Annotated in this window: 23 protein-coding genes, 2 tRNA genes and 3 rRNA genes; 11 read left to right on the forward strand and 17 right to left on the reverse strand. The window is 42.8% G+C overall.

Annotated elements, in window-relative coordinates; all coding sequences use genetic code 11:
- Window positions 1-56: 56 nt before the first annotated feature.
- Window positions 57-953, forward strand: a complete 897-nt coding sequence (locus F993_RS05610; protein ID WP_004655909.1) for a LysR family transcriptional regulator — start codon at window positions 57-59, stop codon at window positions 951-953.
- 31 nt (window positions 954-984) lie between these two features.
- On the opposite strand, the gene F993_RS05605 is transcribed toward F993_RS05610, so the two are convergent.
- Window positions 985-1,848 (reverse strand): PHP domain-containing protein, encoded by an 864-nt coding sequence (locus tag F993_RS05605; RefSeq protein ID WP_004655912.1) that lies wholly within the window; start codon window positions 1,846-1,848, stop codon window positions 985-987.
- Window positions 1,849-1,893: 45 nt separating this feature from the next.
- Here F993_RS05605 and F993_RS05600 point away from each other — a divergent pair, with 45 nt between their 5' ends.
- The 4 genes from F993_RS05600 to mnmC are packed head-to-tail and all read left to right on the forward strand — an operon-like array spanning window position 1,894 to window position 5,219.
- Window positions 1,894-2,505 carry a septation protein IspZ gene (locus F993_RS05600; RefSeq protein WP_004655913.1) on the forward strand — a complete coding sequence of 204 codons (612 nt, stop codon included), beginning with the start codon at window positions 1,894-1,896 and terminating at the stop codon, window positions 2,503-2,505.
- A gap of 24 nt (window positions 2,506-2,529) precedes the next feature.
- Entirely contained in the window at window positions 2,530-2,832 is a 303-nt protein-coding gene (locus F993_RS05595; RefSeq protein ID WP_004655915.1) for a YciI family protein, read from the forward strand.
- 3 nt (window positions 2,833-2,835) lie between these two features.
- The gene (locus F993_RS05590) at window positions 2,836-3,294 is read left to right on the forward strand and encodes an SH3 domain-containing protein (protein WP_004655917.1); all 459 of its coding nucleotides are present in this window, start codon (window positions 2,836-2,838) and stop codon (window positions 3,292-3,294) included.
- 17 nt (window positions 3,295-3,311) lie between these two features.
- Window positions 3,312-5,219, forward strand: coding sequence for a bifunctional tRNA (5-methylaminomethyl-2-thiouridine)(34)-methyltransferase MnmC2/FAD-dependent 5-carboxymethylaminomethyl-2-thiouridine(34) oxidoreductase MnmC1 (gene mnmC / locus F993_RS05585; protein ID WP_004655919.1), 1,908 nt, complete (start codon window positions 3,312-3,314; stop codon window positions 5,217-5,219).
- 84 nt (window positions 5,220-5,303) lie between these two features.
- Here mnmC and F993_RS05580 read toward each other — a convergent pair whose 3' ends face one another.
- Window positions 5,304-5,618 (reverse strand): rhodanese-like domain-containing protein, encoded by a 315-nt coding sequence (locus F993_RS05580; RefSeq protein ID WP_004655921.1) that lies wholly within the window; start codon window positions 5,616-5,618, stop codon window positions 5,304-5,306.
- Window positions 5,619-5,708: 90 nt separating this feature from the next.
- Between F993_RS05580 and F993_RS05575 the strand changes: the two genes are divergently transcribed.
- From F993_RS05575 to F993_RS05565, 3 genes are all read left to right on the forward strand, one after another.
- Window positions 5,709-6,197, forward strand: coding sequence for a YajQ family cyclic di-GMP-binding protein (locus F993_RS05575; protein ID WP_004655922.1), 489 nt, complete (start codon window positions 5,709-5,711; stop codon window positions 6,195-6,197).
- A 14-nt stretch (window positions 6,198-6,211) separates the two neighbouring features.
- The gene (locus tag F993_RS05570; protein WP_004655924.1) at window positions 6,212-6,706 is read left to right on the forward strand and encodes a DUF4442 domain-containing protein; all 495 of its coding nucleotides are present in this window, start codon (window positions 6,212-6,214) and stop codon (window positions 6,704-6,706) included.
- A 67-nt stretch (window positions 6,707-6,773) separates the two neighbouring features.
- On the forward strand, window positions 6,774-7,277 hold the full coding sequence (locus tag F993_RS05565) for a nuclear transport factor 2 family protein (RefSeq protein ID WP_004655926.1): 504 nt from the start codon (window positions 6,774-6,776) through the stop codon (window positions 7,275-7,277).
- Window positions 7,278-7,330: 53 nt separating this feature from the next.
- Here F993_RS05565 and F993_RS05560 read toward each other — a convergent pair whose 3' ends face one another.
- Genes F993_RS05560 through F993_RS05545 form a run of 4 tightly spaced genes read right to left on the reverse strand, consistent with a single transcriptional unit; the run spans window position 7,331 to window position 9,614 of the window.
- The gene (locus F993_RS05560; RefSeq protein WP_004655928.1) at window positions 7,331-7,810 is read right to left on the reverse strand and encodes a GAF domain-containing protein; all 480 of its coding nucleotides are present in this window, start codon (window positions 7,808-7,810) and stop codon (window positions 7,331-7,333) included.
- A 54-nt stretch (window positions 7,811-7,864) separates the two neighbouring features.
- Complete coding sequence (locus tag F993_RS05555; RefSeq protein ID WP_004655929.1) at window positions 7,865-8,278, reverse strand: acyl-CoA thioesterase; 414 nt, start codon at window positions 8,276-8,278, stop codon at window positions 7,865-7,867.
- 1 nt (window position 8,279) lies between these two features.
- On the reverse strand, window positions 8,280-8,717 hold the full coding sequence (gene trxC / locus F993_RS05550; RefSeq protein ID WP_004655931.1) for a thioredoxin TrxC: 438 nt from the start codon (window positions 8,715-8,717) through the stop codon (window positions 8,280-8,282).
- Window positions 8,718-9,614, reverse strand: coding sequence for an alpha/beta hydrolase (locus F993_RS05545; protein WP_004655933.1), 897 nt, complete (start codon window positions 9,612-9,614; stop codon window positions 8,718-8,720).
- A 122-nt stretch (window positions 9,615-9,736) separates the two neighbouring features.
- Here F993_RS05545 and F993_RS05540 point away from each other — a divergent pair, with 122 nt between their 5' ends.
- The gene (locus tag F993_RS05540; RefSeq protein ID WP_004655934.1) at window positions 9,737-10,072 is read left to right on the forward strand and encodes a protein tyrosine phosphatase family protein; all 336 of its coding nucleotides are present in this window, start codon (window positions 9,737-9,739) and stop codon (window positions 10,070-10,072) included.
- 338 nt (window positions 10,073-10,410) lie between these two features.
- Here F993_RS05540 and F993_RS05535 read toward each other — a convergent pair whose 3' ends face one another.
- From F993_RS05535 to F993_RS05495, 9 genes are all read right to left on the reverse strand, one after another.
- Complete coding sequence (locus F993_RS05535) at window positions 10,411-12,615, reverse strand: Ig-like domain-containing protein (protein ID WP_004655935.1); 2,205 nt, start codon at window positions 12,613-12,615, stop codon at window positions 10,411-10,413.
- A gap of 366 nt (window positions 12,616-12,981) precedes the next feature.
- Window positions 12,982-13,096, reverse strand: a 5S ribosomal RNA gene (gene rrf, locus F993_RS05530).
- 160 nt (window positions 13,097-13,256) lie between these two features.
- A 23S ribosomal RNA gene (locus F993_RS05525) occupies window positions 13,257-16,148 on the reverse strand.
- Window positions 16,149-16,525: 377 nt separating this feature from the next.
- Window positions 16,526-16,601: transfer RNA gene (locus F993_RS05520), tRNA-Ala, on the reverse strand.
- A 55-nt stretch (window positions 16,602-16,656) separates the two neighbouring features.
- Window positions 16,657-16,733: transfer RNA gene (locus F993_RS05515), tRNA-Ile, on the reverse strand.
- A 59-nt stretch (window positions 16,734-16,792) separates the two neighbouring features.
- Window positions 16,793-18,330, reverse strand: a 16S ribosomal RNA gene (locus tag F993_RS05510).
- The 16S, 23S and 5S rRNA genes sit together here with 2 tRNA genes alongside, the layout of an rRNA operon.
- Before the next feature lie 410 nt (window positions 18,331-18,740).
- Window positions 18,741-19,802: a DUF6670 family protein gene (locus F993_RS05505; RefSeq protein ID WP_004655936.1), complete on the reverse strand. Its 1,062-nt coding sequence runs from the start codon at window positions 19,800-19,802 to the stop codon at window positions 18,741-18,743.
- A 16-nt stretch (window positions 19,803-19,818) separates the two neighbouring features.
- Window positions 19,819-20,652, reverse strand: coding sequence for a CDP-diacylglycerol--serine O-phosphatidyltransferase (gene pssA, locus F993_RS05500; RefSeq protein WP_004655937.1), 834 nt, complete (start codon window positions 20,650-20,652; stop codon window positions 19,819-19,821).
- Window positions 20,653-20,690: 38 nt separating this feature from the next.
- Window positions 20,691-21,548 (reverse strand): 23S rRNA (adenine(2030)-N(6))-methyltransferase RlmJ, encoded by an 858-nt coding sequence (locus F993_RS05495; RefSeq protein WP_004655938.1) that lies wholly within the window; start codon window positions 21,546-21,548, stop codon window positions 20,691-20,693.
- Window positions 21,549-21,666: 118 nt separating this feature from the next.
- Between F993_RS05495 and F993_RS05490 the strand changes: the two genes are divergently transcribed.
- On the forward strand, window positions 21,667-22,293 hold the full coding sequence (locus F993_RS05490; protein ID WP_004655939.1) for a 2OG-Fe(II) oxygenase: 627 nt from the start codon (window positions 21,667-21,669) through the stop codon (window positions 22,291-22,293).
- A gap of 63 nt (window positions 22,294-22,356) precedes the next feature.
- Window positions 22,357-22,884 carry a hypothetical protein gene (locus F993_RS05485; protein WP_004655940.1) on the forward strand — a complete coding sequence of 176 codons (528 nt, stop codon included), beginning with the start codon at window positions 22,357-22,359 and terminating at the stop codon, window positions 22,882-22,884.
- 31 nt (window positions 22,885-22,915) lie between these two features.
- Here F993_RS05485 and F993_RS05480 read toward each other — a convergent pair whose 3' ends face one another.
- Window positions 22,916-23,158: a DUF2789 family protein gene (locus tag F993_RS05480; RefSeq protein WP_004655941.1), complete on the reverse strand. Its 243-nt coding sequence runs from the start codon at window positions 23,156-23,158 to the stop codon at window positions 22,916-22,918.
- A gap of 156 nt (window positions 23,159-23,314) precedes the next feature.
- A complete protein-coding gene (locus F993_RS05475; protein WP_004655942.1) occupies window positions 23,315-24,301 on the reverse strand; it encodes a malate dehydrogenase in 987 nt (328 codons plus the stop codon).
- Window positions 24,302-24,354 lie beyond the last annotated feature (53 nt).

The raw sequence follows: 24,354 nt of genomic DNA on the forward strand, positions 1-24,354 counted from the left end.
GGGATTTATTCGAAAAACCACGATAATCAAGAAATACTTTTCTGATTTTATTGATAATGAATACAGAAGATTTTCAGTTTTTTATTCGTGTTGCAGACTTGGGCTCGATCAGCAAAGCCGCACAGGATGCCAATATCTCGGTGTCAGTGGCCAGTCAGAAATTACAACGTCTAGAACAAAGCCTACAACTGCGTTTATTTCATCGCACCACACGAAAATTGACTTTAACAGAGGAAGGCAAAACCGTACTTGAGCATGGACGTGGCTGGATCAACGATTTTGTTCATTTACAGCAAGCTCTCACCTCCCAAAATCAAGCCTTAACGGGGACTTTGCGGATTAGCACTTCAGCCACGTTTGGTACTCAGGTGTTAATGCCCGTGATTGCCACATTTTCCCACTTACATCCTGAGCTGAAGATTTACTTAGATTTAAATGATCAAAACATCGACCTGATTCAGCAAGGCATGGACTTGGCCATTCGCATTGGTCAGTTAAGAAGTTCCAGCTTGATCGCCAAACGCTTGAGTACCAATCAACGCTTACTCTGTGCTTCACCCAGCTATCTGGAAAAATATGGTCAGCCCCATAGCTTGGCAGAACTCAAATTGCATCGCTGTATCTTGCAACAGCATGGTCAGGGTCTGACCAATCACTGGCATTTAGTCAATGCAGAAGGTCAAGTTGAACAGATTCATGTCGAGGGATATTTTGCGACCAATTCAGGAGAAGGCGTTCGGCAAGCGGCCTTAGCCGGCCTGGGTATTTCCAATCATTCGATCTGGCATGTTGCGGATGATCTTGCCGCAGGCAAACTGGTGCAGATTTTGCCCGACTATCCTGTTGAAGCAACGGCAATTTATGCCGTGTTTCCACATCGGCAACTGATCGCGCCAAAAGTGCAGCATTTTTTAGATTATTTAACCGATTACTTTCAACAGCATAATTACTAAAATAATGATGCTCAGAGCAGATTCTAATTTTTCATATCACCGATGATTTAAAGCGTTCCCAAATCCCTTTTTGCCCTTCTTTTACATGTGGGGTTTGTCCCAATTTAATCCACGGCATATTCTCACCGTGGAAATCACTGCCAATTGAAACCGCCAGATCAAATTGCTGAATCATCCGATCCACCATTTGACGTGTCGAAGCAGGTTCGATACTCGGTGGTAGTTCCACCGCATCACCACCCGACTCGGCAAAGAGCTCAATCAAATAACGGATATTGGTGGCAGACAGATCATAACGGGTCGGATGAGCAAGCACGGCGAAACCCTGACTGGCATGAATCACATCAATGGTTTCTTTTAAGCCCATACCTTCAAATTTCACAAAAGCCTTTTTACCTTCTTTCAGAAATCGATCAAAGGCCTGCTGTGGACGACTGACAATATTCTTGTCGACTAAGGCTTTGGCAATATGGGTTCGAGTCACCCGATCTGCTTCCCCATCGACTTGGGCAATCACATCAGGATAAATATCAAAATCGATACATTTTTCTAAGAGCTGACAAATCACTTTTGCCCGTTCAGCACGGACTTTTTTTTGCTGTTCCAGCATGGCTTTGATCGGCGCGTCATCTTGCATATTCAAGGCAACGATATGTACACCATAACTCTTCTTGGTATTTGGTCGAGACCATTGACTAGAAATTTCCACCCCAGAAATAATTTGAATATCATGTGCTTGTGCATAATCTTGAGCGCGCAGCAAGCCATCCATAGTGTCATGGTCTGTGATGGCAAGAGTATGAATTTTTAAGTCGACAGCCGTCTGTACCAGTTGCTCTGGGAAGAAGGTACCATCGGAAATGAGTGTATGTGTGTGTAAATCGACACCGAACATGGTTTGTATTATGCTATCTGACCTATTTCATCATCGTACTGTAACATGAAAGCGTTGCTCGACTATCTACCGATTATTATCTTCTTTTATTTTTATAAAACCACCGATCCTAAAGATAGTCATCATCCGCTGCTACAGTTAGTGGGTAGTTCTGGAAATCTCGATCAAAATCATATTCTTGTTGCAACTTGTGCATTACTGATCTCGACGCTTGTCGTTTATGGTTGTCTGTTCTTTTTCCAAAAATTTAAATTGGAAAAAATGCAGTGGTTTATTGTCGTCATGTCGGTGGTTTTTGGTGGAATCACCCTGATTTTCAGCGATGTGACCTACATCAAAATGAAAGCCATCATTATCAATATCGGCATTGGATTAGGCTTCCTGGTGACGCCATTATTTAATAAAGAACGCATGCCAATTATCCAAAAACTTTTAGGCTCGTTGCTCGAACTCAGCCCAAGAGGCTGGATCAAATTGAACTGGGCGTGGTGCGGACAATTCTTTTTGCTTGCGGCTTTGCATTTCTTCTTTGGTTTTGTCTATATGCAAGGAAAATATTGGGGCGAATTCACCGCTTTCGGCGATATTATCGTTTCTATCAGTTACCTAGCTGCTATACTGTTTTTCTTAAGAAAGCATTTTAAAACCACTGAATAGATTTTAAATCATCGAGCTACTGCCATGCCATATTTTGTGCTGACTTGTACTGATCGCGAAGGTACTTTGGAAAAACGTTTAGCCACCCGCCCACAACATATTGAACGTCTGCAAAAGTTAGATGATGAAGGACGTTTAATTGCGGCAGGTGCACATCCGAAAGATCCAAATGATCCACAAGCTGGTTTTTGGGGCAGTACCATGATTGTCGAATTTGACAGCCGTGAAGCATTGGATCTGTGGATTGAAGAAGAGCCATTTTTAAAGGAAGGGATTTACAGCAATATTGATGTAAAACCATTCAACAAAGCTTTTCCAAAAGGGTAAGTCATGCAATTTGTCGTCAAAAGCGTATTGGCTTTATGCTTACTCAGCTCTACTGCTTGGGCGGTTGAGCCTGCAACACCTGCTGCCCCAGTCGCAGCAAGTCCAACCCCAGCAGCCAATGCACCTGCCGCTGCACCCACCAATACAACTGCGACAGCGGCCAAACCACTGACCGCCGAGCAAATTGCCAAAGCCAAGCAACAACAAGATGCAAAAGTCAAAGCCATGATTCAAGATCAGGCCAGCCGCTTGAAGCAACTTGAGCACGCCAATCTGGAAGCACTCTCTCAAAATCAAGAATTACAGTTAAAAAATGACAACCTCACCGTACAGGTTCAGGTATTACAAAGTGAACGCAGCGCACAAATGTTTTTATACGGCGCAATGACCATTGCTGTGGGTGTGATTCTGGGCTTCTTGATTGCCAGTTATATTCATACTAAACGTCGCCGTCAGTGGTAAAAACCACTTCTTTATTTATGTCTCATTCCGCAAAAATACAAACAGCCGAATTAGATTGGGAACTGATCGATGCTATCGAAGTTCCCATTTCTAAACAGTTCGGTGATGTCTACTTTTCTAAAGATAACGGCCTGCTTGAAACACGGCATGTGTTTTTAAATGGCAATGACCTCACTGAACGTCTGTCAGAACTGGAAGATTTTCAATACTTCTGTGTGGGCGAAACAGGTTTTGGTACGGGCTTAAACATTCTGACCCTGTGGCAACTTTGGCAGCAGGTTCGTCCAGATAATCACAGCCATTTACATGTGATCAGCGTCGAAAAATTTCCACTGAGCAAAGCCGATCTGATCCGCGCACTGAATGTCTGGCCTGAACTTAAGCCACTTGCAGAACAGCTGATTCAGCAATATCCATTGCCCATTGCAGGCTGCCATCGCTTAAGTTTTCCAGAACAACGTTTTAGTATTGATTTATGGTTGGGAGATGCACAGGATATTTTCCCTAGTATCCCGAAAACCCAAGCCGTGAATGCATGGTTTCTTGATGGTTTTGCGCCTTCATGTAATCCTGACATGTGGCAGGAAAATGTACTCAATCACATCGTGCGTTTATCAGACTACGGAACGACATTTGCGTCCTTTAGTGTGGCTGGTGTACTGAAACGTGGACTCAAGCAACATGGTGTGCACATTAGCCGCCCACGTGGCTTCGGGCATAAACGTGAAATGTTGAAAGCCATTTGGTCTGATCCGTCACAAACGCTAACCGACCCTGCTGATGCAGCAGAAATTAAGGTTCAATCTGAACGAGCACCAATAGCATCTAGTTCAAGACCTCGTCAAATTGCCATCATTGGCGCTGGAATCGCAGGTTTAAGCTGCGCATGGGCCTTTGCTCAACGTGGCCATCAAGTCACGATCTACGAACAAGATGAGCCACTCTCAGGTGCATCGGGCAATCCCCTTGCTCTACTCAACCCCAAGCTGTGTCCAATTGAGCAAGCCCATGAACATCTGATGACCTTAAGCTGGCAACATGCCTTGAATTTCTATTCACGTTTCAAAGCATTTAGATCCATTCAAGTCCAGCAAATGGCTTTAAAAAATGCAGATGAATTGCTTGGCTTAGCGGAACAATATCCTGAAGCGGTGTTATCGGTACACGATCAGCAGAATGCTACACCTGAAACAGATTATCCAAGCTTGACGCTTCATCAGGCAGGTGCAGTTTCTCCACAGCAACTGCGTGATGAAATATTGCAGCATCCGAATATTCAATGCATAAAAGCAAAAATTTCTCGCTTAAAAAGCACAGACAAGCAAACTGAGCTTTGGCAAGAACAGCAACTCATCGCAACAGCCGATGATGTGATTGTTTGCTGTGCCAAGCAAAGTGCTGAGCTCTTTGAAAACTATCCCCCATTAAAACCAATTCGTGGACAGGTCAGTTGGGTTGAAAATCGCGAGCAAGCTTTAGCTCTAGATCAAGCCTATAGTTATGGCGGTTATTGTATGCAACTGGATGCTGCACAACTGATCTTAGGTGCATCTTTTTATCCCAATCGAGACGATGTTGACGTCTTGGCTGAAGACCATGTGCATAACTATGAACTTATCCACAGCGTGTTCCCAGAATATGCGCAGCAACTCCCTACGGTAGAACATTGGCAAGGTCGTGCGTCTGTGCGTGCACAAAGTCTAGATTATTTCCCTTTGGTCGGAAAAATACAAAATGATAGACAGATATTTACCTTTGCAGGCCTAGGTTCAAAGGGATTCTTGTTTGCGCCGTTGTGTAGCGAAGTATTGGCAGCCCTTGTTTTAGGTGAGCTTTGTCCAGTGCCTCAAAACCTGTTGGATAAGTTGAATCCTCAACGCTTTCAGAAGAAAGTAAAAGCCAAGAAGCCTTATTATTCTGGTTAAATATTTTTAATTTTAAAATAACTGAAATCTAGAATGTTGAATTGGCCAAAATACAGCTGTATTTTGGCCAATCTTTTGAGTGATTTAAGCACCTTGTTCTAAAGGCAAGCCCGCATCACGCGCTGCGCGTGTGCCACCCATCAATACAACATATTCACGAGAACCATCAATACCGTCTAAAAGCTCTGCTGCACGCGGTGCTTTGCTGCCGCCACCACATAGAATATAAATCGGTTGATCCGCTGTAACTTGAGTCAGACTGTCCGCAGTGATCTCAGCAATTGGACGATTCACCGCCCCCTTAACATGAGCCTCTGCATACGCTTTGGTATCACGGACATCCCAGATGACTGCGCCTTCTGGGAACTCAAATGTTGTAATTTCTTGTTTACGGATCATTGTGCACTCCTTTGATGTAAACAACACTTGGCAAATGAAGAAAACCCCCTTAGCATCTCAAATATTCTTTCCCTTTGTAAAGGTCTAACCATGCCTTCTTTTGATATTGTTTCTGAATTAGAGTTATTTGAAGTCAATCATGCTGTGCAAAACACAGAAAAAGAGATTGCGACTCGTTTTGACTTCCGTGGACAAGACGTTTCAATTGAGTTAAATGAAAAAAATAAAGAAATCAAAATTTCAACTGAAAGCGATTTCCAATGTGAACAAGTCTATACCATGCTTGAAAACCATTTTTATAAACGCAAAATTGATGTACAGGCTTTAGATCCACAAAAAGCCACCGCTTCGGGTAAAAATGTGGTGCAAGTGATCAAGTTAAAAGATGGACTTGACTCAGATACCGCAAAAAAAATTAATAAAGCCATTAAAGAAAGCGGCATCAAAGCGCAATCTTCTATCCAAGGAGACAAAATCCGTGTTACGGATAAAAAGCGCGATACTTTGCAACAAGTGATGAACTTTTTACGTGAACAACAATTTGGTCTGCCACTGCAATTTAATAATTTCAAAGATTAAGCAATAGGTTCACTATGGCAAAAGATAACCGTCTTTATAAGCTGGTTAAAACCACATCTAAATTTCCGAAAGGCATTCGTAGCACGCTCTGGAGCAAGGCATTTGGTCGTGTAGTTCCAATGGTCGGAACAGCGAATATTCGTTATTTAGAAGTCGATAAAGACCACGTGACTGTTCGTATTGAAAACCAGCGTAATATGCAAAATCATATTAAAGGTGTACATGCTGCAGCCATGGCACTACTGGGTGAAACTGCGACTGGATTTTTAACGGGTTTACATGTACCAGATGATCGGATTTTGTTGATCAAATCATTGCATGTTGATTACTTAAAAGTTGCGCAAGGCGGTTTAACAGCAACGGCAACATTATCAGCTGATCAACAAAAGTTTATCGCAGATAATGAAAAAGGCGAGTTATTGGTCCCTATTACCGTGATTGATGATTCTGGCAATGAACCAATCCAATGCCAAATGCTTTGGGCTTGGTTACCAAAACGTAAAAAATAATAACCGATCTAGACTATTCTAGTGACAGTATTAGCATCAGGATGCAAAGATCACTCTTTGTGTTCTGATGCTAAAAATGAAAAAAATACTCCTCCTTTCTCATTTTCTGATAGCGCTCAATCTAGCAAGTTATTCTGCTCAAGCACTCGCCGCTGATTCATCCGTTTCAACTCCTTCAAAACAGATCCCTTCTTTAGCTGAACAAAACAAGAAAATTGTCACTGATTTTTATGAAGGTGTTTTCTTGAAACACCAAGTGAAACAATATGCCGATCGTTATATTGGGGATCAATATATTCAACATAATCCGAATGTACCTGACGGTAAGGCACCATTTGTAAACTTCTTTAGCCAAAAATTTAGCAATAACCCTCAGGCAAAGAATGTCATCAAGAAAGTAATTGCTGAAGGAGATTTAGTCGTCCTGCATGTGCATTCTACAGAGAATGACAGCGATCGAGGTCGAGCGATTATTGATATATTCCGTGTAGAAAATGGCAAAATTGTAGAGCATTGGGATGTGATACAAAATATTCCTGAAAAGAGCCAGAATTCCAATACTATGTTCTAAGCAGCACACAAAAAATAAAGCCCAAACGAATTTGGGCTTTATTTTTTAAATACTTAAATAAATTTTTCAATGATCAGCATCAGCTGCTGCAAATATTCCGCATCAATCTGATCAAATTGATTCAGTTCATCACTATCGACATCCAACACGCCCACACATTCCCCAGCCTTCATAATCGGCAAAACAATTTCCGATCTTGAGGCAGAACTACAGGCAATATGTCCTGGGAACTGATCTACATCTGGCACCACTATCACTTGCTGTTGTTGCCATGCTGCACCACATACGCCACGACCTTTGGCAATACGGGTACAGGCAATTGGGCCTTGGAATGGTCCTAGAACCAATTCATTGTCTTTGACTAGATAAAAGCCAATCCAAAACCAGCCAAATTGCTGTTTTAACGCCGCGCAGATATTGGCGAGATTGGCAATCACATCGCTTTCATCTTCAACAATTGCCTGAATCTGAGGAAGGATACTTTGATATTGCTCGGCCTTATGGCCTTGCTGCAAAACTAATTCTTCTGCCATGCTTCATTCCAAATCAAAAATAGTCTTGGCTTCATTCACTCGATAAAAGAGAACTTAGCTTGCCGCAAATGCCTGTTTAATCTCTTCTGAAATCAAGCGTTTCTTACCATTTACATCCACCGCAACAAAAGTAAATACGCCTTCGGTAATACGAACTGGCTCACGCGAATCATCATGACTGTTCCATACCTCAATTTGGACTTGTACAGAACTACTGCCAACTTTCAAAATTTTTGTATAACAGCTAATCACATTCCCGACCTTAACAGGTACCAGAAAGGTCATCTGATTGATCGCAATTGTCGCACAGCGTCCTTTACTAAAACGTTCAACATGAATCGCTCCTGCGAGATCCATCTGAGAGACGATCCAGCCGCCAAAAACATCACCACTCCAATTGGTATCTGCGGGCATGGCAATGTTTTGTAGTGATAAAGTCCCTTCTGGATGAGTTGGGCGTTCGCTCATGTTAATGTCCTTGGTGTTGCTGTAATTGCTGGTCTAGCCATTGTTGTAACTCGGGTGCACGTAATGCCCCGCTGATTCTCGCCAATTCAGTGGTCTTATTCATCAGCACCAACGTTGGGATGCTACGTACATTAAATGCAGCACTTAAACGTGGATTGGCTTCAGTATCAATTTTGGCAAAAACCACATAGGGATTTTGCTTTGCCACTTGAGCAAAGTGAGGTGCCATCATCTTGCAGGGACCACACCACTCAGCCCACAAGTCAATCAATACAGGCAGATCTGAATTGCTGATGAAATTACTGAAATTTTGTTCATTGAGTTCAATCGGCTCTAAAGGCAATAACGCTTTATGGCATTGCCCACAGTTGGGATGAACCGCCAATTTTTCTTCGGGTACACGATTTTTTGCACCACATGATGCACAGACAATAATCATCTACATCACTCCAATATGTTGATGTAAAAATTCTAATTGGGTTGTGACTGCTTTTTCAAACCAAGAACCATGATAAACATCAAAATGTTTCATTTCCCATTCGTGATAGCTCACAAATGGCGCAATATTGGTCGCAGCTTCCCGACTCGATTCAATTGGAATCAGGGAGTCATGCTTAGCCGCGATAAATAAAACAGGGATATTAATTTTACGTACAAACTGAATCGGGCGATAACGCATTAAATTAAAGAACACCCGTGCCGGAACTTCCCCACTCCAGTAGTAATCTGGATTTACAATCGAGTGATATCCGTAGTAGCTATCTGAAGTCGGTAGAAAGCACAATCGATATTGATCGACCACAGGCAACGTTTTAGGCACCAGTCCCATCTTGGAACCCATATAGTCCTGACTGGAACGCTTCAATGCCTCTGGATAGCGCTGTAGGGGATAAAGCTTAGCTGTTTCAGCCCCATCAACATAAGGCACTTGCACCATAACGGCTTGAATGTTTTTCAGATCCGTCGCCAAGCTTAGGGCATATCCACCACTTAAAGAGGTTCCCCATAAAACAATACGTCGATTATCGATCAATTTACAATTCGAGGCATATTGAATCATGGTCTTCCAATCATCAAGCTGGGCACTGAGTGAAACCAATTCACGCGGCTTGCCTGTACTGCCCCCCCAATTACGATAATCGAATAAAATGACTGCATAACCGGCCTGAGCAAAGCGCTGTGCATATTGAACCAGTTTGAATTGACGCAAGCCTGCAAAACCGTGCGCCATGATAATCACCGCAGCTTTGGTATTGGCTTTAGGCAGATAAAAATCCGCAGCGATGGTTTCATCGCCACTTGGAACATACAACGGCTCAACAGTGTAGGTGTGCATGCGCGCTCCATTGCCTTATCTTTTACTTATCATCATTTATTTACTACAGACATTTAAACTCAAGATCGAGCTTAATGCTATGATAGAGCATAAAATGTTTTGTTTGTTTTTGGAGTGACAAGATGACAGAGAATGTTGGTTTTGCAGGTCAAATTGGCCCTGAGCATATTGAGCAAGTGGTTGAGAAAGGATTTAGATCGATTATTAACAACCGTCCAGATATGGAAGGCGGTCCTGAGCAGCCAACCAGTGCACAGATTGAAGAATCAGCGCGTACTGCAGGTCTAGACTATGTCTATCAACCGGTTGTTGCTGGGCAAATCACTGAACTCGATGTCCGTACATTCGCCAATCATTATAATGAACTGCCAAAACCAATTTTAATGTTCTGCCGTACGGGTAACCGTTCAAATAATCTATATCAAATTGCGAAACAAATGGATTTACTGGACGATTAAATTCATTACATTTTATTACCTGATCTAAATAGTTAAACCTTTGTTTTTATAAGATGATGGTTCTTTTTCAATAGATCAAGAACCATGTCAAAACTCGCCATTGTCCTGTTATGTATTCTCTCTATCTCAGCTTGTAGCTCTTTCCAAGTTCGCCCGACAGCGACGGTGAGTGTCGGTACAGGGTTGTAAAACCATTAAAAATATCTATCTAGCTCCAGCAACATTCTTTGATAAAATTAAAATATTTACAACTTTATAAGGTTCAACGAAGATTGCCTAATATTAACCACTTTAAATAAAAAGGAAGCTTTTAGCTTCCTTTTTATTTAACTAGTAAATTAATTTATATCTAATGGCAAAGTCGTGGTTTTATTCGGAGCACCAACTATAATTTTCACATCATCACCAGCCGTACATTTTCTTAATCGAACTGTATATTTGACAATATCATTATTAGGACTACCAAATGTAGATGGGGTCAATAACTCCATGAGAGCTGGCACAGGAAGATTTCCACTTCTCATTTCTGCTTCACAAGTTTGATTCTCATATACAACTTCAGGTGTACCACTAATACTAGAATCTAATTCTTTCGTCCCAGTACCATTTACACCAACATCCACCAAATATTCTGTCCCATTAATTTTTACAGTCACAGCTTTATTAGGCTCTGAATTAGAAACGGTAAGAATCTTTTTGGTTGTATCCCCTACTTTTTCTTTCAAAGTAGCAGAAGGTTTAAAATCAGTATTGTCTTTCACTGTTACGGCAACGGTCGTACCAGAAGGCATAGGGACTTTCTTTTCACTATTACCAAAGATTTGGAAACTGAAATCCCCATTTCCACTTAAAATTCTTCCTGTTCTTGTGTCAAATCCGCTATTCCAAACAAACGTTGGAGTATCATGCGCAAAAGCAAACAATAATTGCTGACGAACAATACCACCTAGATTGTTATCACAGGTTTTAGGAATATTCGGTTGCTCAATATAAGATGCTGCACAATCTAGAATACCTGCACTACGCTTGTAGATAAACTCACCAAAATTGGCATTGTATGTATTATCTTCATTGTCATCACGGAAAAAATCACCAATATTACTGACCAATGTATCAACGCCAGCAGTATAAATATTGTCACCATTCACATCCGTAAATGCTTTGTCACCTTCTACATATGCTAATACAGTAACACGATTATCAAGCGGACGAGGATTCTGAGTAGATAAGGTCACCGAGCATGAACCATTCACAGATGCACAATTTGGAGTAATACTGCCACCTTCAGACACGAAACTAATTACTGTACCATTTGGTACAGGATTTCCAGTACGATCAACCATTCTTGCAACAATTGTCGCAGTATCCCCATCTTTATCATTCTGTAAAGAATTTTTAGACATTGACAGGCTTAAACCTGACTGTGTCACTCGACCTGTTGAAACCGAAACATTTTTAGATAAAGCAGAGACTGTCGGATTTGAAACTAGAGTAGCTTTTATTTCTACTGGACCAGGTATATTTCCTGGATATAAAGTAACAACAACTTTACCACTAGGATCACTTTTCACGGTCTTAACTGCACGATTACCTAAAGAAATAAAGCTTAGATCTTCAGGAGCCCCACGTACAAGTTCAATATTCACATCTTTATTTGCTGCAGGTGTTCCATTTGCATAAAGTGTAAACTCTATTTGGCCTGAAGCAGCCGTTCCACTACTCTTAATCCCTAAATTTACTGAATTTGATGTTGTATAAACTAAAGAATTTGCTTCAATCGCAGCAATATTTACATCAACTTTTGATTCTGGAATATTTGAACCTGATGCTCGAATCGTTTGTTGACCCTCACATAACTTTCCATCGCTACCAATCGACTTGTATGACGTTGTTACGTCACCCTGATTTGATGAAACAACACTGGCTGGCTCAAAGGTTCCACATGTCGCACTAAAGCTTACAGTAACATTATTTTGATTAACCTTCGTACTTGCGTCTTGCGTTTTCAAAGTAATATTTGTGGATGCACCTGATTCTAACTGTGTTGCAGCGGCAGCCATTCCAACTAAAACAATATTTGCAGCTTGTAATACAAAGCTATAAGGCTTCGTCGCAGCAGAAGCACCATTATAGTTTGTTGTCGCAGAAAGCTGATATGCGCCTGTTGCATTTAAATCTTGCGGTTTTATCGAAATGCTTGCTTCCCCATCAGCATTCGTCAGTACTGCACCATTTGTTGTACCAAAAGAGACACCTTCACCAGCGAAAGTAACGATTGCTCCACTGATGCCCTTCCCTGATGTATCCGTCACTTTTACTTTAGCAGTTGCACCAGCCGCAGTAATCGAGTTTGTTACGGTATTATTCGTATCATATAAAGTAATATTGGTAATATTTACTGCTGTTACAGGAGTCTGTCCATTGCCGCCAGAGGAACTATTATCATTTGAACCGTAATAGCCACCGCCACCACCACCACAACTAGCTAATAACACAGAGACAGCAATTGCAGACAACTTTAAAGTAAGTTGTTTTTTATTCATACTCATTCCTTTTAACCCCGATCAAATCCCCAAATGGAATTAGATTTTTCATTATAAAAATATGTCTAATGTAACCATAATATAGATTTTATGTAAATAAAGTTTATCTTCAAGTAAGGAGGATTAAAGTGAACTTAATCAAACTATTTTATTAAATCGAGAGATTTTCTATAACTTTTAACAAATAAATAATGAATGAAATAATTTGAGATTAAGTTAAATCAAACATGATTGAATAAGGACTAAGGCAACCCTAAAATAATTTCTATTTCATTTAACTAAGTTATAAATTGTCGCCAGTTATTTTCGCCCCCGCAATAAAAAAACATCCCCTCAGCGTAAGCGGAGGGGGTGTTTAGATTTAAAAGCTGGCGATGACTTACTCTCACATGGCAAGTGCCACACTACCATCAGCGCTAAGAGGTTTCACTTCTGAGTTCGGGAAGGGATCAGGTGGTTCACTCTTGCTATTGTCGCCAGCAAACTGTTTTGGTTTTGGGTGGTCTTACGTTTTTTGCCACTTAGTACCGAAAGAGTTATTAACGGATTAGTTTAATCGAGTCGGTATTGTAACTAGTTTTGACACTAAATCAAGTTATGTATTGAATTTATCTTGAATACAACAACTGTTTGGGTGTTGTATAGTCAAGCCTCACGAGCAATTAGTATTGGTCAGCTTCACACGTCACCGTGCTTCCACACCCAACCTATCAACGTCCTAGTCTCGAACGGCTCTTTAGAGGAATAAATTCCTAGGGAAATCTTATCTTGAGGTAGGCTTCCCGCTTAGATGCTTTCAGCGGTTATCCCTTCCGAACATAGCTACCCGGCGATGCGACTGGCGTCACAACCGGTACACCAGAGGTTCGTCCACTCTGGTCCTCTCGTACTAGGAGCAGATCCTCTCAAATTTCCAGCGCCCACGGTAGATAGGGACCGAACTGTCTCACGACGTTCTAAACCCAGCTCGCGTACCTCTTTAAATGGCGAACAGCCATACCCTTGGGACCTGCTTCAGCCCCAGGATGAGATGAGCCGACATCGAGGTGCCAAACACCGCCGTCGATATGAACTCTTGGGCGGTATCAGCCTGTTATCCCCAGAGTACCTTTTATCCGTTGAGCGATGGCCCTTCCATACAGAACCACCGGATCACTAAGACCTACTTTCGTACCTGCTCGACTTGTGGGTCTCGCAGTTAAGCGCGCTTTTGCCTTTATACTCTACGCGTGATTTCCGACCACGCTGAGCGCACCTTCGTACTCCTCCGTTACTCTTTAGGAGGAGACCGCCCCAGTCAAACTACCCACCAGACATGGTCCTCGCCCCGGATTACGGGGCAGAGTTAGAACCTCAACATTACCAGGGTGGTATTTCAAGGACGGCTCCATACAAACTAGCGTTCGTACTTCAAAGCCTCCCACCTATCCTACACAAGTAAGGTCAAAGTTCAATGTCAAGCTGCAGTAAAGGTTCACGGGGTCTTTCCGTCTAGCCGCGGGTACACTGCATCTTCACAGCGATTTCGATTTCACTGAGCCTCTGCTGGAGACAGCGCCGCCATCATTATGCCATTCGTGCAGGTCGGAACTTACCCGACAAGGAATTTCGCTACCTTAGGACCGTTATAGTTACGGCCGCCGTTTACTGGGGCTTCGATCAAGAGCTTCGCTTACGCTAACCCCATCAATTAACCTTCCAGCACCGGGCAGGCATCACACCCTATACGTCCACTTTCGTGTTTGCAGAGTGCTATGTTTTTAATAAACAGTTGCAGCGGCCTGGTTTCTGTGGCTGCCAATAGCTCAGGGAGCAAGTCCCATCACCGTCAGCAGCGTACCTTCTCCCGAAGTTACGGTACCATTTTGCCTAGTTCCTTCAGCAGAGTTCTCTCAAGCGCTTTGGTCTACTCGACCTGACCACCTGTGTCGGTTTCGGGTACGATTCCTGTGTAACTGAAGCTTAGAGACTTTTCCTGGAAGCATGGTATCAGCCACTTCACTGTACAAGTACAGCTTGCTATCAGTTCTCAGCATAGAGTACCCCGGATTTGCCTAAGATACATGCCTACAACCTTCCACCTGGACAACCAACGCCAGGCTGACTTAACCTTCTCCGTCCTCTCATCGCATTACACAGAAGTATTGGAATATTAACCAATTTCCCATCGACTACGCCTCTCGGCCTCGCCTTAGGGGTCGACTCACCCAGCCCCGATTAACGTTGGACTGGAACCCTTGGTCTTTCAGCGAACGGGTTTTTCACCCGTTTTGTCGTTACTCACGTCAGCATTCGCACTTCTGATACCTCCAGCATACTTCTCAATACACCTTCATCGGCTTACAGAACGCTCCCCTACCACTTGACTTAAAGTCAAATCCGCAGCTTCGGCACATAGTTTTAGCCCCGTTACATCTTCCGCGCAGGCCGACTCGACTAGTGAGCTATTACGCTTTCTTTAAAGGGTGGCTGCTTCTAAGCCAACCTCCTAGCTGTCTATGCCTTCCCACATCGTTTCCCACTTAACTATGATTTTGGGGCCTTAGCTGGCGGTCTGGATTGTTTTCCTCTTGACTACGGACGTTAGCACCCGCAGTCTGTCTCCCGGATAGTACTCATTGGTATTCGGAGTTTGCATCGGTTTGGTAAGTCGGGATGACCCCCTAGCCGAAACAGTGCTCTACCCCCAATGGTATTCGTCCGAGGCGCTACCTAAATAGCTTTCGGGGAGAACCAGCTATCACCAGGCTTGATTAGCCTTTCACCCCTATCCACAAGTCATCCCCTGGCTTTTCAACGACAGTGGGTTCGGTCCTCCAGTTAGTGTTACCCAACCTTCAACCTGCTCATGGATAGATCGCCTGGTTTCGGGTCTATACCCAGCAACTAAACGCCCTATTAAGACTCGATTTCTCTACGGCTCCCCTATGCGGTTAACCTTGCTACTGAATATAAGTCGCTGACCCATTATACAAAAGGTACGCAGTCACCGAACAAGTCGGCTCCCACTGCTTGTATGCATGCGGTTTCAGGATCTATTTCACTCCCCTCACAGGGGTTCTTTTCGCCTTTCCCTCACGGTACTGGTTCACTATCGGTCAGTCAGGAGTATTTAGCCTTGGAGGATGGTCCCCCCATATTCAGACAAGGTTTCACGTGCCTCGCCCTACTCGTCATCATTGTGTGTGCCCTTTCGTGTACGGGAATATCCCCCTCTACGTTCGCACTTCCCAGAGCGTTCCACTAGAACACACACAACTTAATGGGCTGCTCCCCGTTCGCTCGCCGCTACTAAGGGAATCTCAATTGATTTCTTTTCCTAAGGGTACTGAGATGTTTCACTTCCCCTCGTTCGCTTCATAAGCCTATGTATTCAGCTTATGATACCCGCCTTATAGCGGGTGGGTTCCCCCATTCAGAAATCTCCGGATCAAAGGATATTTGCCGCCTCCCCGGAGCTTTTCGCAGGCTATCACGTCTTTCATCGCCTCTGACTGCCAAGGCATCCACCACATGCACTTAATTACTTGACTATACAACCCCAAACAGTCGTTACACCTACAAGTGGGTGTAGCAACAGAATCAATGTAAACATTAATTCATACAGCTTGTTGTTTCGTGAACTTAATCACCGTACAGCTTCAATCTAAATTCATATACCAAAACGCTTGATTCAGTGTTTTTGCTAGTTCTCATTTCATTCAACTTAAACATCGAAACGTTTAAATCAAAGAATGAGTGAACAATTTATTTCAGACTCAATTCTACTAATCTGTTAATGATTAACTACCACCTCGTCGGTGCGTAGTAAACTGTGATAAATCACAGAACTTAATAAGCTATCTACTTACTAAATTCTATAAGCTATCTTGGAATTTAACTTTCGTTTTTTACATTACTTCGTAATGTATGGTGGAGACTAGGAGAGTCGAACTCCTGACCTCCTGCGTGCAAAGCAGGCGCTCTACCAACTAAGCTAAGTCCCCAGCTTATCACTTAATGAACGACATATCTTTCAATCCAAGCTACTGCAATCAGATTTGGTGGGTCTGACAAGACTTGAACTTGTGACCCCACGCTTATCAAGCGTGTGCTCTAACCAACTGAGCTACAGACCCTCAGATACATCTTCGAAGAACAACTTGTTGTGGATTCTTACCAGTCACCAATCTTTCGTTAAGGAGGTGATCCAGCCGCAGGTTCCCCTACGGCTACCTTGTTACGACTTCACCCCAGTCATCGGCCACACCGTGGTAAGCGTCCTCCTTACGGTTAGACTACCTACTTCTGGTGCAACAAACTCCCATGGTGTGACGGGCGGTGTGTACAAGGCCCGGGAACGTATTCACCGCGGCATTCTGATCCGCGATTACTAGCGATTCCGACTTCATGGAGTCGAGTTGCAGACTCCAATCCGGACTACGATCGGCTTTTTGAGATTAGCATCCTATCGCTAGGTAGCAACCCTTTGTACCGACCATTGTAGCACGTGTGTAGCCCTGGTCGTAAGGGCCATGATGACTTGACGTCGTCCCCGCCTTCCTCCAGTTTGTCACTGGCAGTATCCTTAAAGTTCCCGGCTTAACCCGCTGGCAAATAAGGAAAAGGGTTGCGCTCGTTGCGGGACTTAACCCAACATCTCACGACACGAGCTGACGACAGCCATGCAGCACCTGTATGTAAGTTCCCGAAGGCACCAATCCATCTCTGGAAAGTTCTTACTATGTCAAGACCAGGTAAGGTTCTTCGCGTTGCATCGAATTAAACCACATGCTCCACCGCTTGTGCGGGCCCCCGTCAATTCATTTGAGTTTTAGTCTTGCGACCGTACTCCCCAGGCGGTCTACTTATCGCGTTAGCTGCGCCACTAAAGCCTCAAAGGCCCCAACGGCTAGTAGACATCGTTTACGGCATGGACTACCAGGGTATCTAATCCTGTTTGCTCCCCATGCTTTCGTACCTCAGCGTCAGTATTAGGCCAGATGGCTGCCTTCGCCATCGGTATTCCTCCAGATCTCTACGCATTTCACCGCTACACCTGGAATTCTACCATCCTCTCCCATACTCTAGCTTCCCAGTATCGAATGCAATTCCCAAGTTAAGCTCGGGGATTTCACATCCGACTTAAAAAGCCGCCTACGCACGCTTTACGCCCAGTAAATCCGATTAACGCTCGCACCCTCTGTATTACCGCGGCTGCTGGCACAGAGTTAGCCGGTGCTTATTCTGCGAGTAACGTCCACTATCCTAGAGTATTAATCCAGGTAGCCTCCTCCTCGCTTAAAGTGCTTTACAACCAAAAGGCCTTCTTCACACACGCGGCATGGCTGGATCAGGCTTCCGCCCATTGTCCAATATTCCCCACTGCTGCCTCCCGTAGGAGTCTGGGCCGTGTCTCAGTCCCAGTGTGGCGGATCATCCTCTCAGACCCGCTACAGATCGTCGCCTTGGTAGGCCTTTACCCCACCAACTAGCTAATCCGACTTAGGCTCATCATTTAGCGCAAGGTCCGAAGATCCCCTGCTTTCTCCCGTAGGACGTATGCGGTATTAGCATTCCTTTCGGAATGTTGTCCCCCACTAAATGGCAGATTCCTAAGCATTACTCACCCGTCCGCCGCTAAGTGATAGTGCAAGCACCATCACTCCGCTCGACTTGCATGTGTTAAGCCTGCCGCCAGCGTTCAATCTGAGCCATGATCAAACTCTTCAGTTTAAAATCATTAGTAGCTTATGGCTACAAATCTTGGCTCATCAATTTTCTGACTAAAAATTCGCTCAAATAAACTTCGAGAAATTTCTACTCTTCAATCAATGAAATATTTTCGATTGATTAACTAGTAAAAATCCACACAAGTTGTTCTTCTATTCTCTTAATGATCTTCTCGATGATTCGTCATCATCAAGCTAGGTCGGCTATATTACTCTCAATTTCTTAAAAGTCAACAGGTAATTTAGATATTTAGCAAACTTATCAATCAACCCAAGAACCTAACCTTTCCAGCCAAATCCTTGTTTCTCAACAAGTTTTTATCTGCATCACCGCCGATGGATGTGCATTCTACAGCATTCACAACACAACACAACCCCCTTTTTCAAATTTATTTAAATTATTGCTTCGACCGCTTATTTTTTACACAAATATGGCTGAAAATGTGCAGTTTGGTCGATTATTTGCTCAGTTTTATTTTTTTCTTGCCAGTGTAAAGGCCTGCAATCGATATATTCGCAATATCCTGTACCTTCATAACTGTCATTTTCCCATAAGAGCTGATAATGAAAGCTACCCACATAGCCTGCAGCCAAACCAAATTTATAATCCCCTCGACTCTGCGCCTGCAATTGAAATAGCACCTCATCTTTTTCCGAATATTGCCAAACAAAAGCACGTGGCAAATACATGTCACGCCCATTGGGTGTCTGTACTTTTGGATAAACGCGGGTAACGTCAAAAATGACTTGATGATCATAAAGCACAGAATTTTGTTCATTCGACTGAATTTCAATTCTGGAAAAAACAATGTTATTCCATTGATTTCTAAGTTCAGACAAGATGATCTGAAGGTCTGCATTGACCTGAATAACTTGGTAGGTAAAAAAGTGAAAGGCAATAAAAGGCAAATAGATGGCTCTGGCATGTTTTAAAATCCCTTGTGCCTCAATTTGATAGTATTGTTTTTTATAGGTGATCTCACCTTCACATTGGCAACGCACATACCAATAATCCCCCACCCCCCATTGCAAAGCTGAATGGTTTTCAATGTCGGTGCCAATATTCACTTTGAGTTGGCAACTGAGTTCTTCATCATCACGCTTAAAATAATAATTGGGGAAATCAACCTGAATATGATCCACATCTAAAAACTGATAACGATCTTGTTCTAATTGACACTGCTCTTTAGCGCTATAACTTTTGAGATGGCCGACTGTAGATAAACTGCTGGCAACTAAAACTGTCGCAGTATCAATTGCCGTCGTGGTAATGGCACTGGCGTTATAGCAAATGGGGATGCGGGGCTGTCCAATCAGGCTAATGAAATTTAAATAATGAAACGGTTCAGGTAAGTTCGGCAAGATCAAAGCCTGATAGACGATCTTAAATAAACCTTTAGGCGGATGAAACGTTAAAGCATCTGACTTATTGAGGTTCAGCTGCTTTAATTGATTGTTATTCATCAATATTGGCATACTGAACCTCCATATTTTAAGTTGTTATTTTGGCATCATTCTTTTTGGCAAATAGTGTCGTCACAAATCCTGAAAGGACGTAGATGATACAGACAATCAGTATTCCTACTGGAATGTTGTACGTGATTGCAGCAAAAATCAAGACCACAGGTAACATCACGACGAAAGGTACACGCTTACGATCCATTTGTTTAAATGAATAGTATTTGATGTTGGAAATCATCAGTAAACCCACGGCAACCATGACCACTGAGTTAATCACCTGAATCACAATATCATTCAAATCAAAGATAAATGGATAATCACGTCCCACCCATACCAATGAAATCACGGTCACAGCCGCAAGTGGACTAGCAATACCAATAAAATAGCGCTTATCCACTACACCAATTTGTACATTGAAACGCGCTAGACGGAAAGCTGCACAAGCCGTATAGATAAAGCAACAAGCTAAACCAATACGTCCAAGATCATGCAAGCTCCAGCTATACATCAAAATAGCGGGTGCAACACCAAACGCCAACAAGTCAGAAAGCGAATCGTATTGCTCACCAAATGCACTTTGCGCACCAATTGCACGAGCCACTCGTCCATCCAGACCATCAAGCAATGCAGCCAAGAAAATGGCATAGATCGCTTGATTAAAGTTTCCATTCATACTGGCAATAATTGAATAAAAACCAGAAAGAAGTGCGGCTGTTGTAATTAAATTCGGCCATAAATAAATGCCACGGCGTTTCACTTTTTGTCCTTCGTGCGTATGCTCTTCTTCTTCTACTTCAAAAGTGATTCCATCAAAAGAATGATCTTCTTTGTTCAAATCAGAATCAGGTTTAAGAGAATTTGTCATTATTTTCAATTCCTCGAGAATATTTGGACGTTGATGGGTTATTCACCCACCAACCAACGCACTGCAGCATGTCCACCATTTTCACTCATGCGCAAATGTGGAAATAACCATTGTAATGCTTGATCCGCATCTTCTGAGAACTTCCAAGGTGGGTTAATCACCAATAAGCCACAACCATTCAATCCGACTGGGGTATCATCTGGCCACACACAAATTTCACAAATGAGCTGACGGCGAATACCCGTTTTCATCATTTTCTTTTCAAAACGTTCAATCATGGCGCGATCTTTGATTGGATACCACACTGCAAATACACCTGTTGGCCATTTTTTATGTGCGGCTTGGAGTATTTCAACCAGTTGCGGGAAATCTTTACGCTCAATTTCATAAGGTGGGTCAATCATGACCAATCCGCGCTTTTCTTTCGGCGGAATGACACCCATCAGGCCTTCATAGAAATCGCGCTCATGCAAGCCCGCACGTTTATCACGAATATTAAAATACAATTGTTGAAACACATCACGCTGCATTTCAAATATAGTCGCTTTATCAATATCACGCAGGGCTTCAAGCGCAAACCAAGGTGAACCTGGATAAGCACCTTTACCCGAACCTGCACGCATATCTTCAACAATTTTAAGATATTGTTTGACACCTTCAGGCGCATTACGTTTAATCGAATCGTCAAGCTTGACCAAACGATGGATACCCGTTAAGAATTCACCTGATTTTTGTGCTTCCGACGTAGATAAATCATATTTACCTGCACCACCATGGGTATCGATATATCGATAAGGTTTATCTTTAGCATTTAAACGAGCGAGCAGTTGAAGCAAAAGTACATGCTTCATAACATCGGCAAAGTTACCCGCATGGAAATGGTGACGGTAATTCATGTTGACAATTTATTCCTCAATTCAGCAGATAGTTTAACATGAAAGAAAAAAGTATTCTTTAGCGTTGATGTGATCGTCTAAAATTGTCCTGTAATCAAACCGATGTCACTGGAGTGCTATGCAAGCAACCTCTCTCCCCCAAGCCTTTAATCTTCAATCTTGGAATTTGGACCAAGTGCTGAATGATTTAAATGACTTTGGTTTTGCCTTGATTGATCAAGTCTATTCAGATGAATATGTACAAGCACTTGCACATGAATGTAGCGCTCATCTTGCCGAATTCAGAGCAGCAGGGATACAAAATGGCGTGGTCAGCCATATCCGCAGTGATCATATTCTATGGATTGATGGACAACTGCCGATTGCACAACAACATCTACAGACGCTAGAGCATTTATCGCAAGCGTTGAATCAGGCCTTCTATTTGGGTATTAAAGAAGTTGAGGCCCATTTTGCCTGTTATAACGCAGGAGAATTTTATGCTTTGCATCGAGATAATCCGCAGCAGAAGAATGACCGCATGATTTCAACCGTGTTCTATTTGCATGAAAACTGGCAAGAGGATTGGGGTGGTCAATTACGATTGCAGGATAAGCATGATCAATGGCATATCATCCAACCGCAACCGAATCGTCTGGCTATTTTTCAAAGTGACGTCTTGCACGAAGTCCTGCTTTCCAAACAGCAGCGTTTATCGATCACCGCATGGTTACGCAGTGGCAGTTCTATTTGGAATCAGAACTAAGACCTTTAAATTACTAAAAACAACCTTATATATCACGCATAACTGACGATTTTGGATCAATGAATGTCAAATGAAACTAAACAAGTGGTTGCTCGAATTGGTGAAACTGACCAGCGCTTTTTAGAGGGCAATACGCCTGAACTTGCTTTAGAACGTGCAGACCTGCGTTTACAACTGGTCATGCTCAGTCATGTTCGTCAGGAACAGTTACATTTCTTGCAAGAAGCCATCGTATTACTTGAGCAGGCTCGCATTGAATATGACGAAATGCCACTGAGTTTATATTTAAATTTGTCGTTGTATTTAGCCAAAGCCTACATGATTTATTTTGAGTTGACTAAAGAACAACGCTTTGCCTTGATTACCCAACAGATTTTAAAACCTTTGGCACATCATGAGCATTTAGACATTTACTTCTTCTTGGCTTATGCTTCGGCTGCCAAACAAGAACTCGCACTCACACGACACTGGTTAAAAAAATACGTGTCTTGTCTAGAGCATGATTTAGAATTATTGCAACAACATCCAGCCTTTGTTTTTGCGCATCAAGAAGAATGGTTTAAAACCCTCATTCGAAATAAAGCTCACTAATGTGAGCTTTATTTTTAATTGGGCGAATGAATTATCTAGTGCTATCCACATGTAATTGCTGATTCAGCTCATCAATCACAATCGCCCACTCATCATCTTTATCCCAGTGGCTTTTGAGAAAATCACGCTGCCCTGCACTCCAAAATTCAGCTTCATGCAGTTTTTGATCAGCACTCAGTTGGTGGGTTTTCACAAAGTTTTCGATTGCTGCCTCATCAGCCCCAAGCCCGAGTTGTTCGAATAAAAGCTCAAGTGTCGGTTGCTGTTCAAACATTGTTATTCTCCAAATCATGTCCTTTATCGAAATAATCTAACAGCAAACCACCTTGGCATGCAGCGATAGGTCTATATTTTCTTGTTGTTTTTTGTGTTTATTGGCATAAAAAAAGCACTCTCTAGGAGAGTGCTTTCAATTTATCAAAAAGATAAATTATTTTACCATGTCAGCAATTGCTGCACGCTCTTCTTCAAGCTCGTTCAGCGTGAAGTTGATACGTTCACGGCTGAACTCGTCAATTTCTAAGCCTTGAACGATTTTGTATTCACCGTTTTCAGTCGTAACAGGGAAACCGAACATTACGCCTTCTGGAATACCATAAGAACCGTCAGATGGAATACCCATCGTTACCCATTTGCCGTTAGTGCCCAACGCCCAGTCACGCATGTGATCGATTGCAGCATTTGCAGCTGAAGCAGCTGAAGACAAACCACGCGCTTCGATAATCGCAGCACCACGTTTACCAACAGTTGGAAGGAACACATCTTTGTTCCATGCTGCATCGTTGATTTTGTCTTTTAAGCTTACGCCATTTGCAGTTGCAAAACGGTAGTCCGCGTACATTGTTGGAGAGTGGTTACCCCAAACAGTCATGTCTTCGATGTCAGAAACTGCAACACCTGCTTTTTGAGCAAGTTGAGTCAATGCACGGTTGTGGTCAAGACGTAACATTGCTGTGAAGTTTTTCGCTGGAAGATCTGGAGCAGATTTCATAGCGATGTAAGCATTGGTGTTTGCTGGGTTACCAACAACCAATACTTTAACGTCACGGCTAGCAACTTCGTTGAGTGCTTGGCCTTGACCGATAAAGATTTCGCCATTCACTTTCAACAAGTCAGCACGTTCCATACCAGGACCACGTGGGCGAGAACCAACTAATAACGCATAGTCAGCATCTTTAAATGCAACTTTAGGATCATCAGTCCCGATCATGCCTGCCAATAATGGGAAAGCACAGTCATCAAGTTCCATCATCACGCCTTTAAGCGCTTGTTGAGCTTTCTCAAAAGGAACTTCAAGCAATTGCAAAATTACTGGTTGATCTTTACCTAACATTTCTCCGCTTGCGATACGGAATAATAAGCTATAACCAATTTGACCAGCAGCGCCTGTAACGGCAACACGAACGGGTTGCTTCATGTGATATTCTCCAATGAGATGCGTTTGCACGATTGAACGCTATTATTATTCAA

Origin of the sequence: Acinetobacter proteolyticus (assembly GCF_000367945.1) — a bacterium.
Lineage (GTDB): Bacteria > Pseudomonadota > Gammaproteobacteria > Pseudomonadales > Moraxellaceae > Acinetobacter > Acinetobacter proteolyticus.